This window comes from Robinsoniella sp. KNHs210, from assembly GCF_000686105.1.
GTDB classification, from domain to species: domain Bacteria; phylum Bacillota; class Clostridia; order Lachnospirales; family Lachnospiraceae; genus Robinsoniella; species Robinsoniella peoriensis.
In genome coordinates this window covers 1,252,639-1,265,102 of the sequence record NZ_JMLZ01000002.1, presented here as the reverse complement: position 1 = coordinate 1,265,102, position 12,464 = coordinate 1,252,639, and the positions used below count along the sequence as shown (strand labels likewise).

The window sequence follows — 12,464 nt, the reverse complement described above, 5'->3', positions numbered from 1 at the left end:
CGCCTCCTTATCCGATCCCAATGCATTCCAGGCATATATTGGTTGCCTTTTGGAACACCGTTGCTGCTTCCCCGTTAAACACGCCTACAATGAGGAATACTGCGGCTGAGCATATGATAACAAGGGCTGCTTTGTTTTCTTTTAAAAATTTTACCATCTGTTTTCCTCCAATTTGATTAATTGCGGCAGTTTAAAACACGTTTTAGTATAACATTCCCGGGAAAAAGTTGCAAGCGAAGACAAAACCAGGGGCATCTGTGACCGATGCCCCTGGTACTCTTGCCCATTATTTATATGACGTAAACCCGATATCCTTCATGGAAAGGCCTGTCTGGCTTCTCAGCAGATAATCCCAGTTCATAAACGATAACTGCAGTCCCAAATTAGCTGTTTCCTGTATGCCACTCTCAGTCACTATCCCTGAATAATTGCTTATTGTAAAGTAAACCTTAGAATTCCTCTTATATTTCGATGCATTAAATTCCGCAGTTGCCCTGAACCCGGCATATGAATTGTTGACCGAAAAAATAAGTTCAGGTTTGATCAAATCAGATCTGACCGTTTCTACCTTCATGGAAAACCCCAGGCTTGCTTCGCTTTCATCAAATACACTTAAAAAACTAAACCTGTCATATGCACTCTCATATACGATGCCAAATGTATAGCCTGAACGGGCATCTGTTTGTTTGATAAACCTATTTCCGGAGCTGTTTCTTTCCCCATAGGAGAGAATGAAATTTTTTAATTTAGTATGGCTTGCGGAAATGGATTTATCAGGTGAATCTGTTTTTGCAATTACCTTAATGGTGCAGGTAAATTTCTTTCCGGCCACTTTAGCAGTTATGGTTGCTCTCCCAGTCTTTTTCGCTTCTACCTTACCTTTTTTTGTTACTGTTGCAACGGAGTTTCTTGAACTGCTCCAGGTAACCTTCTGCTTTGTTTTTTCCAACTTCAGATTATAAGCCTGTCCCACCTTAAGGGTCTTACTTGCGGCACTTAATTTGGGAACTTCTACCCTGACGCTGCCTTTATATTTCTTGCCTCCGACATTTGCCGTTATATTAGCCGAACCACCGGACTTTGCGACCAGTGTTCCATCTTTTTTGACCTCTGCAATTTTCCTATTGCTAATAGACCAGGTAACTTTTTTCTTTGTTCCTGTCACCTTCAGCTTTTTTCGTTGTCCCTTAATCAAGGTAACATTCTTTGGTACAATTTTTATGCCAGCCGCCTTTACCATGGAAACATTCTGAGTAAGCGGTAATACATCCGGGACTACACTAAAAAATACCAGCGCCGCCGCTACTCCCAATAACAATCTTTTTACTTTACTCCCTGCTCCGCACATAACTTTCCTCCTAAATTCATGGACAACATTCCTCTGTTTTCAGGTTGCTGCCCGATTGTCGCACCAATCACACTTTGTCAATCAAATACATCTGTCTGCTTACGATATCATTTGTAATAATGCGAATTCTTTTCTGCATGTCCACTTTGGCTATTTCCTCACAAATGCTATAATCGCCCGGATTTACTACATAAATCGCATCCAGATCCGGTGTGGCTCTAACCAATTCACATAAGACAGCCTTTGGGTATCTTCCATATCAAGATTCATAAAAACTATGGGTACGTTTTTTGCATCCATTTTTTTATGAAAACTGCTATCGACTCCATCTGCAGCGGCAGTATCGCAATTCCGTCCGGCGCATCCGCTTCTACCTGTGCAAGCAGGGGCTCAATAGCCCGGTCCGACAACTCCTTGATCAGATATAAATTTACACTGACTCCAAAAGCCTCCAGTTCTTTCGCCTTTTCACGTGCTGCTTTATAGCGGTTATTGAGTACCCTGTCTACCGTTCCTCTTGAGACACCGGCTATTTCAGCAATCTTACTAATTGTCACCATTCATTATCTATTCCTCATCAGTATTTAGAATTACGGGAATACGAAAGTTCAGAACGATCCGTATATATGATAATAATTATAACATCATTTCTAACTTGTGTTAATACAAATTTAAATTATTTTCTCAAAATCCAGAGTGCCATAGTACTTCTCCAGGCTATCGAGATTGTATATTGCCATCGCATTTACTAAACCATTACAGGTATCGTTATCATCACCCTTATTCTTTGCCGCCGCACCAGAAATTTCACTGTATTCTGTATCAGCCATACGGATGTCATAAATCCTTCACATTGTATGCCCGGCATTGCATAATCATACATAATTCCGGGAGTGGACAACCCTTGCTGCATCCCCCTGGTTACTATTTTCCCCAGCAACGCCAGTTTTTCATCCCTGCTATATCCTGCAATCTGCATTAAATCAGGAATCACCTCCTGAAACGAACAGTCTCCGCAAAGCAGGTCCACATCTTTATTCTCCTCATACACGGCCAACATGCTTCTCATAGCAAACATCACACTTGTTGCGTCAATCTTGACTTACCTATGAGTTATGATAATGTTCTGGATATAGACTATTTCCTACCTATTTTCCTTTAAAGCAAAAAAAGACTTCATGCCAGTCTCCATCGGAAACAAACATAAAGTCCTGTTCTCACAATTATTTAATCTGCCTTACTCGTCCCAGTTATGGTATACATTCTGTACATCATCGTCTTCATCCAAAAGGTCTAAGGTTTTCTGCAGATTCTTAACCGCAGTTTCATCCGTCAATTCCACATAATTTTGCGGAATCATGGTTACTTCTGCTTCCGCCATCCGGATGCCTTCTTTTTCCAACGCTTCACGCACGTTACTGAATTCATCAGGATCTGTAATGATCTCATAACTGTCCTCTTCTTCCTGGAAGTCCTCTGCGCCTGCATCCAAAGCAATCATCATTAAATCATCTGCGTCCATTTCACATTCTTCTTTGTCAATAATGATCTGTCCTTTTTTATCAAAACTATAGGACACACATCCGGGTGTTCCGATGCTTCCGCTTCCTTTTGTAAAAGCACTTCTTACATTGGCAGCTGTACGATTCTTATTATCGGTAAGTGCATCTACAATGATAGCAATACCGCTAGGACCATAACCTTCATAGGAAACATATTCATAATTAACTGCATTTGCATCACCGGCAGCTTTTTTAATCCCACGGTCTATGGTATCATTTGGCATGTTATTGGCTTTCGCTTTTGCAATTACATCACGAAGTCTGCTGTTATTATCCGGATCAGCTCCGCCTTCTTTTACGGCAACAGCGATTTCTCTTCCAATTATGGTAAAGATCTTACCTTTCGCAGCATCATTTTTTTCCTTTTTGTGTTTAATATTGGCAAATTTTGAATGTCCTGACATCTTGATTACTCCTTTTATCTTTCTTTATTCTTTTGTTATTTCTTTCGGAATCTCTTCCTCTGATTTGCTGACTCGTACTTTTTGTATAGTTTTGTTGGCAACGTTTAATATCTTAAACGCATAACCGTCTACTATAATTTCTGAGTCTTCTTTTTCGTCCGGTATTTTATCCAGACGGTAAATCAAATATCCATTTAATGTTTCAAAATCATCTGACTGAAGCTCTATATGAAGTATTTCTTCTACATCTTCAAGGGGCGTCATACCATCCATAATATATTTCCCGTCCGGCAGTTCCTCGATCAGCATCTCATCCAGATCATATTCATCCATAATATTCCCAACGATCTCTTCCAGGATATCTTCTAATGCGATTAAGCCTGCTGTCTGGCCATACTCATCTGCAACGATTACCATCTGAAGCTTTTTGGACTGCATACTCTGGAACAAAAGATTAATGTTCCTGGTCTCCGGAATAAATATGGCCGGCCGGATTAATTCGGGTATATCTTTGATTGCCCAATTGTCATATCCTTTTCTGGTATGAAAACGCATGGCATCTTTTAAATGCAGAATGCCGGTAATATTATCGATATTATCCTCAAATACCGGAAATCTGGAATTCGTACTGTCCAGCATAAACTGCAGGCTTTCCTTGAGGGTTTTTTCCTCATTTACCGCTATAATATTCTTCCTGTGGGTCATAATATCCTGGGCTTCTTTATCCCGGAATTCAAATATATTATTAATCATCTCCGCTTCACTTGCTTCCAGGACTCCCTGTTCATGGCCTTCGTTTACCATAGAGATAATTTCCTCTTCCGTTACATCATCCTGCAATTTCTTCGGATCAATTCCAAAAAGCCGGATAATTACATTTACAACTGATGTAAATAAATATGTAACGGGACTAAACAGAACCACGATTGTATGCACAAGCGTTACCTGTCCAAATGCCCATTTCCTGCAATAATGCGCTCCCAGTTTTTTCGGGAGCAGTATGCCAAATGTATACAAAAGAAAAAGCATACAGACAACTGCCAAAAACGCATTTATAAAAAGATAAACACCCATCGGCAATATTTGTCCGAGACCGGTTCTATCCAGGACCCGCTTCCATAAAGCAGTTGCCGGATGCATCATTACTCCGCCCGTCAGCATACAGACAAGTGTTGTTGTGACCTGAATTGTGCTAATCAGCCGGTCTGGAGCCTCCTTGGCGCGCAGAAGCATCCTGGCTTTACTGCTGCCCTGTGCCTCTTCCCGCTCCAATTCGCCTTCATTCAGTGCCTGAACGGCAGATCCAAATCCAAATAATACTGCATCCAGCAATATAAATATTAAAAAAACGATGAATCCTGTCGCAGGACTCCCACCACTATCCATTTGTAAAAATACTCCTTCTTGTTGTACTGTTAAGTGCGAAAGAAAATCACTTTCAAAGTTACCCTATTCAGGGGTTTAACAATGAAACAGTTACATATCAATAGAAAATATATCATCTTCCCGGGAATTAGTCAAGTTATGTAGATAATTCCAGACTGATTTTAAGTGCCCGGTCTACCTGACGTAAGATTTCCATATCCAGATGACACACTCTGTCTTTTAATCGTTTTTTATCGATGGTACGAAGCTGTTCCAGAAGAATGACCGAATCTTTAACGATCGCATATTTTCCAGCATCTATTTCCACATGGGTTGGCAGCTTCGCCTTATTCATCTTCGATGTAATGGCAGCACAGATCACTGTTGGGCTGTGCTTATTTCCAATATCATTCTGAATAATCAGAACAGGCCGGATTCCCCCTTGTTCGGACCCAATTACCGGCCGCAGGTCCGCATAAAAAATATCTCCACGTTTAATAATCACACATTTCACACTCCGATTCATACGTTATTGCTAATTAAAGATTAACTCTAGTATTTCCATATTCTTCATGAGTATGCATCTTTGTGTTCATATTCTTGCGGCATCGGCCCAAACGGACAAACTTGATGTCCGTCCGGCGAATGCCGCAAGGATCCAATACCCTGCAGCAAGCTGCAGGGTATTGAACTTACCGGGCATTATTCGTTAAAATAATCCCTCGTCAACACAATCTCCCCTTTGTGGACATATACCCTGGGTATCCGTTTACCAATATCACAGACAAATTCATATGGAAAACGTCCGCAGATACTGCTTAAGTCTTCTACCGGCAGGATTGCCCCCTCGCTCTCCCCAAACAGCGTAACTTCATCCAATTCCTTTGCTTCATCGATTTCACTGATATCCACCATAAACTGATCCATGCAGACTCTCCCCAGAATCGGCGCTTTTTTTCCATGAATCAAAACCCATCCTTTACCTGACAGGCTGCGTGGATAACCATCTCCATATCCCACCGGAATCGTAGCCACCTTTGTTTTCTTTTCTGTAACAAACGTGCCACCATAACTGACAGGAATTCCTGCTTCTAATTCCTTTATGTAAACAATATGGCTCTTGAGCTGCATTACAGGCTTAAGCGGAACACTCTCCTTCTTTACTTCCTGGGAAGGATAAATTCCGTAAATACTGATGCCGGGACGCACTGCGTCCATATTCGCTTCCGGAAGATCGATAATCCCTGCACTGTTGCTGCAATGTTTGAGGGGAATCCTAATCCCTGCTGCCGACAATTTTTCCAAAAAGTCCTGACAGCGCGCAAACTGCCCCCATGCACTGGTTTTATCTGCTTCATCCGATCTGGCGAAGTGGGTAAACAGCCCTTCTATCTTAAGGTTTGGTAATTTAGCAATTTCCAGGATCACTTCAATACTCTCTTTTGTATCTGTAAATCCAATCCTGCTCATTCCCGTATCTAATCCCAGATGAACATAAATCGTCTTTCCCTGTCTTCCCGCTTCCTCCGACAGGGCTATAGCCGTATCCAATTTGAACACGACCGGTCGTATATCAAGCCTTACCAGCATTTCAAAATGTTCTTCAAACGTATAGCCTAAAATCAGAATAGGCTTTTGGATTTGGTTCCTTTTAAGAATCTGAGCCTCTTCCGCAGTTGCAACGGCAAATCCCCAGATATAATCATAATCTTCCACAAGCTTTGCCACAGGAACTGCCCCATGTCCGTATCCGTCGGTTTTTACCACTGCAATCATCCTGGTTTCCGGATTTGTATTTGCTCTCATGTTCTTAAAGTTTTCTTCTACGGCATCCAGGCTGATGACAGCGCAGACCCTGCTATATTTCTGCATGTTCCTTTTCTCCTCTGATAAGTATTTCCTGTAATCCTTCAATGATATCGGTTGCCAGCATGGCATATGTACCACATCTGTCCCGTGCTGCATCACCCGCCAGGCCGTGCAGATATACCCCTAGTCTGGCCGCCTGGGCTTCCGGCATTTTCTGAGCCATCAACCCTGCTATAATACCCGTAAGCACATCCCCGGAACCACCCACTGCCATTCCGTTATTTCCACTCTGGTTCACATAGATTTTCTGCCCGTCTGATACAATTGTCCTTGCATCCTTTAATACACAGACCACTCTCTGTTTAGATGCATAAGTACACGCTGTTTGTAATAGGTTATCCAGAATATCTTTTTTTTCTGCATGACAGAGTCTGCTCATTTCGCCCACATGAGGCGTCACCACTGCCGGACGTTTCCGTTCGCCCAAAGGCTGTGGATTTTCTGCCAGCAGATTCAGACCATCTGCATCAATCAAAAGCGGCTTATCCTGTACCTTTATAAGAAGTTCCAGCATTCTGCGCTTTTCTGCTTTCTTTCCAATTCCGGGTCCAAATACAATCACATCTGCCCATTCTGCTGCTTCTTCCAACTGCTCATGCCTGTAATCACAGGTATCATAAGTGGTAAGAATTGCTTCCGGCAGCATAGTCTGGAGCATGGTACGGTTACTCTCTTCCGTGAAAATCCGCACCAGTCCTGCCCCTGTTTTATAGGCTGCCTTTGCTGATAGAAAAGCTGCCCCGCACATATTATAAGTTCCGGCCACTACAAGAACCCTTCCGTAAGTGCCCTTATTGGAATACGCAAATCTGGGAGGCAGCTGCTGCAGATCCCTTTCTGTGTAAGAGACGACTCCAGGCAGCTGATTTCCAAAACCATCCACGGTAATTCCTATATCCTTCACAATGACGCCCCCTGCATACTCTGTTCCGGGATATAAGACGTGGCCGATCTTTTTAAATGCAAACGTTACTGTTTTTATTGCCCTTACCGCCGTTCCCATCACTTTCCCGGTGTCCGCACTGATTCCGGAAGCTATATCCACCGCCAGAACAGCTGCCTCTGACTGATTCATATAACCGATCACATCCGCATAATGGCCTTCGATATTTCTGGATAGACCTACTCCAAACATAGCGTCTACTATACTAGTATATTCACCTACCCCCAACTTACTTACAAAAATCACACCATATTTTTCGCAGATATTCTTCTGCAATCTGGTTTCTTGTGTACAAGATGCCTCATTTCCCGCAAAATATACACAAACAGCTATCCCTCGCAGATGCAGCAGCCTTGCAATGGCAAAACCATCGCCACCATTATTGCCGCTTCCACACACCACCAGTACATTTTCAAGGTTAAAACTGCCGTCCACCAGCTCTTCCACACATGCCAGGGCTGCCCGTTCCATCAAAACCATGGATGGTACCCCTATCTTTTCTATTGTTGTCTGATCGCAGCGCTTCATTTCTTCTGCTGTTACCAGGTACTCCATATCTTTCACCCACTTTCAAACGCAAAACAACGCGTAAAAATATCTTTCTGATATCCTCCTACGCGTTATTTTGTCCACTTACTTATTCTTTAATTTCATGTTCTCTTTCATAACGGTTAATGTTATAGGATAACTGCATCAGGCTCTCTGAAAGATGTACATTTTCTACAATTACATCCTCCGGCAGGCGCAGATCAATATGAGCAAAATTCCAGATTGCCTTCACGCCGTTCTCAATCAGCAGGTTCGCCATCTGTTCAGCGTTCTCCTTAGGCAGGGTAAGCGCTGCAATTTTAATCTCATTATCTCTGACAAACTGCGGAAGATCATCTGTCATCCGAATCGCAATTCCACGTACCGTCACGCCCTGTAGCCTTGGATTTACATCGAAGATACCTTTAATCCAGAACCCGCGCTTTTCAAACTTCACATAGTTTGCCAATGCCTGTCCCAGATTGCCGGCTCCTACAATAATCATATTATAAGTTTTATCCAGACCCAAAATCTTTCCTATTTCATTGTAAAGATACTTCACGTTATAACCGTATCCCTGTTGTCCAAAACCACCAAAGTTATTTAAATCCTGCCGAATCTGAGATGCTGTCACCTGCATGCGGTCGCTTAATTCGTTCGAAGATATCCGCTCCACACCATCCTCCAGCAAGTCTCCCAGATAACGGTAATAACGAGGCAGCCTTTTTATGACGGCTTTTGAAATTTCCTTTTCCTCCACAATACCATCCTCCAAATGCATAATCTCGTTTACTCTATCGTATAAACATTATAACGAATTGTGAATTTCATGTCAAACTATTATGGCAGAAAATACAAAATTTCCTGTTATACAGGCATTTTGGCACATTCATACCGATAATGGGGACAGGTGAATCGATGTTAGAGCTGGATTGTAACGAAAATATCGTAAATAGCTTTAATCGCCGTCTCAAAATCTTCATTACGTACACCAATAATAATATTTAATTCACTTGATCCCTGATCGATCATTTTTACGTTAATATTTGCATGGGCAAGCGCTGAGAAAATTCTTCCTGCAGTGCCTCTTGTAGAACGCATTCCTCTGCCTACTACTGCGATCAATGCAAGATCGGATTCTAAATCAATATAATCCGGATGAACATTTCGCTGGATTCCCTGAAGTACCTTCTGTTCTTTTTCTTCAAATTCTGACTGATGTACAAATACGGTCATGGTGTCAATTCCGGAAGGCATATGTTCGAAAGAAATATCATTTTCTTCAAACACTCCAAGCACTTTGCGTCCAAATCCAATTTCCGCATTCATCATATCTTTTTCAATATTGATGGCTGCAAAACCTTTTTTACCGGCAATACCGGTAATCGTATATTTCGGTTTATGACAGGTATGAGCCACGATCAGAGTTCCCTTTTCCTGAGGAGCATTGGTATTTTTAATATTAATGGGGATTTCCGCTTTGCGAACCGGGAAAATAGCATCCTCGTGAAGTACAGTGGCCCCCATATATGCAAGCTCTCTTAATTCACGGTATGTAATGGTCTCGATTACCTCCGGATTTTCAATGATCCGCGGATCTGTCACGAGAAAGCCGGATACATCTGTCCAGTTTTCATATAAATCAGCCTGAATTGCTTTTGCAACAATGGAACCCGTTACATCGGAACCGCCTCTTGAAAATGTTTTAACAGATCCGTCCGGTTTTGCACCGTAAAATCCGGGTACGACCGCCCTTTCCGTGTCTTTTAATCTGTTTGCAAGTTCTTTATCTGTTTTAACTTCATCAAAGTTTCCGGCTTCATCAAAGAAAATTACTTCAGCGGCATCTACAAACTCATAGCCCAGATAGTTTGCCATAATGATACCATTCAAATATTCTCCTCTGGAAGCTGCGTAGTTGCTGCCTGCTTTGTTCTCAAAATTTTCATGAATTACTTCAAATTCATGATCCAAAGAAAGGTCCAGTTCCAATCCTTTGATAATTTCGTTATAGCGCTCTTTTATTTTATCCAGCTTCGCGGTAAATTTTTTACCGGATTCTGCAATGTCATAGCATTCATAAAGCATATCTGTAACTTTAATATCACTTGAGAAGCGTTTACCCGGTGCGGAAGGAATTACATATCTTCTTGCTTCATCTGCACGGATAATGTCGGCTACCTTTTGAAACTGCTCTGCGTTTGCTAATGAACTGCCGCCAAATTTTACTACTTTCTTCATTACCAATTTCCTCCTCTTGTATATCCATAAACGTAACAATATCCCTATATTATCGCAAATCATGCATAAAGTCCAGTATTTTTGAAGAAATCTATTTGCAAAACCCGGATTATCTATTATAATAGTTTCTGATAAATATGAGAAAGATTGGGTGAATTACTTATGATACTTGCATGTCAGAACATAAGCAAAGCATTTGGAACAACTGAAATTATTAAGAATGCTTCCTTCCATATAGAAGATCGTGAAAAAACAGCAATCGTGGGAATTAACGGAGCCGGTAAATCTACCCTCCTGAAAATTATCATGCAGGAAATGCCTGCGGATTCCGGTGAAGTGATAATCACCCGCGGAAAATCCATCGGCTACCTGGCACAGCATCAGTCTGTTACAAATGAAAATACGATTTATGAAGAACTTTTGGAAGTAAAACGGGATGTAATCGAACTGGAACAGCGGATCCGAACCATGGAACAGGAAATGAAGATCCTGGAAGGTGCCAGACTTACCGAAATCCTGGAAACCTATAACCGGCTAACAATGGAATTTGAACACAAAAACGGCTATGCCTATAAAAGTGAAATCGTAGGGGTTTTAAAGGGTCTTGGCTTTACCGAAGACGAATTTGACAAACCCATCAATACACTCTCAGGCGGCCAGAAAACCCGTGTGGCTCTTGGTAAACTGCTTCTTTCCAATCCGGACATTATTCTCCTGGATGAGCCTACAAACCACCTGGATATGAACTCCATTGCATGGCTGGAAACCTATCTTCTGAACTACAACGGTGCCGTAATCATCGTAGCGCATGACCGCTATTTCTTAAACCGTGTGGTAACGAAAGTAGTAGAAATTGACAATGGTGAGGTTACCACCTACCTAGGGAATTACACGGATTATGCGCAAAAACGGGCGATGATCCGGGATGCAAAGTTAAAAGCATACCTAAATCAGCAGCAGGAAATCAAACATCAGCAGGAAGTTATCACCAAACTAAAATCCTTTAACCGGGAAAAATCTATCCGCCGGGCGGAAAGCCGTGAAAAAATGTTGGATAAGATTGAAGTTCTGGACAAACCGGTAACACAGACCTCTGAAATACACATAACGCTGGAACCAAAAATTCTGAGCGGAAATGATGTACTGACCGTGGAAGGACTCAAAAAATCTTTTGATGGAAATACCTTATTTCAGGATCTGGATTTTGAAATCAAGCGGGGAGAAAAAGTTGCAATTATCGGTAATAACGGTACCGGAAAAACAACGATCTTAAAGATTATCAACGGTGTTATTCAGGCAGATGCCGGAAAGTTTACACTGGGAAGTAAAGTCCACATCGGATATTACGATCAGGAGCACCATGTTTTACACATGGAGAAAACTTTATTTGAAGAACTCTCCGATGCTTATCCCAACCTTACCAACACAGAAATCCGTAATATCCTTGCAGCATTTCTATTTACCGGAGATGATGTGTTTAAACGAATCAAGGATTTAAGCGGTGGAGAAAGAGGACGTGTTTCCCTGGCTAAACTTATGCTCTCCAAAGCTAATTTCATCATCCTGGATGAGCCTACCAACCATTTGGACATTGTTTCGAAAGAAATTCTAGAAAATGCACTGAATCAATATACCGGTACTGTCCTTTATGTATCCCATGACCGTTATTTTATCAACCAGACGGCAACTCGTATCATGGATCTTACCGGCAATACTTTAGTTAACTATATCGGCAATTACGATTATTATCTGGAAAAGAAAGATGAGCTGACCCGGATTTATGCTGCAGCTTCCACTGCTACTGCTGAGGGTACATCGGAAGATGACAACCACGCAAAACTGGATTGGAAACAGCAAAAAGAAGAACAGGCACGTATCCGCAAACGTCAGAATGACTTAAAAAAGACGGAAGACCGCATCCACCAACTGGAAACCAGAGATGGCGAAATTGATGAACTGCTGACAAAAGAAGAGATTTATACCGACGTTGAAAAATGTCTATCCTTAAACACAGAAAAAGCCGCTGTTCAGGAAGAACTGGAAACACTTTATGAAGCCTGGGCGGAACTGGCTGAATAGCCTGCGTGGAAATGATAAATCAAAAACCCCATACCATAATATACCTGTGTGTCTGCACAGATGATTATAGTATGGGGTTTTTATCGTAACAGGTTATTCCAGTCTGCTGCCGCTCAATCAAACAA

Annotated in this window: 13 protein-coding genes; 1 reads left to right on the top strand and 12 read right to left on the bottom strand. The window is 41.8% G+C overall.

Annotation, left to right across the window (positions count from 1 at the left end):
* Positions 1-7: 7 nt before the first annotated feature.
* The 12 genes from CD03_RS33340 to CD03_RS0112360 all read right to left on the bottom strand — a co-directional run bounded on the left by CD03_RS33340 (position 8) and on the right by CD03_RS0112360 (position 10,260).
* Complete coding sequence (locus CD03_RS33340) at positions 8-157, bottom strand: CD1871A family CXXC motif-containing protein (protein ID WP_044289333.1); 150 nt, start codon at positions 155-157, stop codon at positions 8-10.
* A 129-nt stretch (positions 158-286) separates the two neighbouring features.
* The gene (locus CD03_RS36015; RefSeq protein WP_052377779.1) at positions 287-1,348 is read right to left on the bottom strand and encodes an Ig-like domain-containing protein; all 1,062 of its coding nucleotides are present in this window, start codon (positions 1,346-1,348) and stop codon (positions 287-289) included.
* Positions 1,349-1,415: 67 nt separating this feature from the next.
* A complete protein-coding gene (locus tag CD03_RS37815) occupies positions 1,416-1,574 on the bottom strand; it encodes a hypothetical protein (RefSeq protein ID WP_156042883.1) in 159 nt (52 codons plus the stop codon).
* Positions 1,575-1,623: 49 nt separating this feature from the next.
* A complete protein-coding gene (locus CD03_RS39950; RefSeq protein WP_027293918.1) occupies positions 1,624-1,908 on the bottom strand; it encodes a LacI family DNA-binding transcriptional regulator in 285 nt (94 codons plus the stop codon).
* Between the two features lie 188 nt (positions 1,909-2,096).
* The gene (locus tag CD03_RS0112400) at positions 2,097-2,417 is read right to left on the bottom strand and encodes a hypothetical protein (protein ID WP_156042881.1); all 321 of its coding nucleotides are present in this window, start codon (positions 2,415-2,417) and stop codon (positions 2,097-2,099) included.
* Positions 2,418-2,585: 168 nt separating this feature from the next.
* Complete coding sequence (locus CD03_RS0112395; RefSeq protein WP_027293916.1) at positions 2,586-3,314, bottom strand: YebC/PmpR family DNA-binding transcriptional regulator; 729 nt, start codon at positions 3,312-3,314, stop codon at positions 2,586-2,588.
* A gap of 24 nt (positions 3,315-3,338) precedes the next feature.
* On the bottom strand, positions 3,339-4,700 hold the full coding sequence (locus CD03_RS0112390; RefSeq protein ID WP_027293915.1) for a hemolysin family protein: 1,362 nt from the start codon (positions 4,698-4,700) through the stop codon (positions 3,339-3,341).
* A gap of 136 nt (positions 4,701-4,836) precedes the next feature.
* Positions 4,837-5,184 (bottom strand): type II toxin-antitoxin system PemK/MazF family toxin, encoded by a 348-nt coding sequence (locus CD03_RS0112385; protein ID WP_027293914.1) that lies wholly within the window; start codon positions 5,182-5,184, stop codon positions 4,837-4,839.
* A gap of 197 nt (positions 5,185-5,381) precedes the next feature.
* Entirely contained in the window at positions 5,382-6,551 is a 1,170-nt protein-coding gene (gene alr / locus CD03_RS0112375; protein ID WP_027293913.1) for an alanine racemase, read from the bottom strand.
* Positions 6,538-8,046 carry an NAD(P)H-hydrate dehydratase gene (locus CD03_RS0112370; protein WP_027293912.1) on the bottom strand — a complete coding sequence of 503 codons (1,509 nt, stop codon included), beginning with the start codon at positions 8,044-8,046 and terminating at the stop codon, positions 6,538-6,540. Before CD03_RS0112370 ends, alr begins: the two co-directional genes overlap by 14 nt.
* An 82-nt stretch (positions 8,047-8,128) precedes the next feature.
* Positions 8,129-8,779: a redox-sensing transcriptional repressor Rex gene (locus tag CD03_RS0112365; RefSeq protein WP_027293911.1), complete on the bottom strand. Its 651-nt coding sequence runs from the start codon at positions 8,777-8,779 to the stop codon at positions 8,129-8,131.
* A gap of 161 nt (positions 8,780-8,940) precedes the next feature.
* Positions 8,941-10,260 (bottom strand): aspartate kinase, encoded by a 1,320-nt coding sequence (locus CD03_RS0112360; RefSeq protein ID WP_027293910.1) that lies wholly within the window; start codon positions 10,258-10,260, stop codon positions 8,941-8,943.
* A gap of 162 nt (positions 10,261-10,422) precedes the next feature.
* On the opposite strand from CD03_RS0112360, the gene abc-f reads away from it, so the two are divergent.
* Positions 10,423-12,339, top strand: a complete 1,917-nt coding sequence (gene abc-f, locus CD03_RS0112355; protein WP_027293909.1) for a ribosomal protection-like ABC-F family protein — start codon at positions 10,423-10,425, stop codon at positions 12,337-12,339.
* Positions 12,340-12,464: the final 125 nt, after the last annotated feature.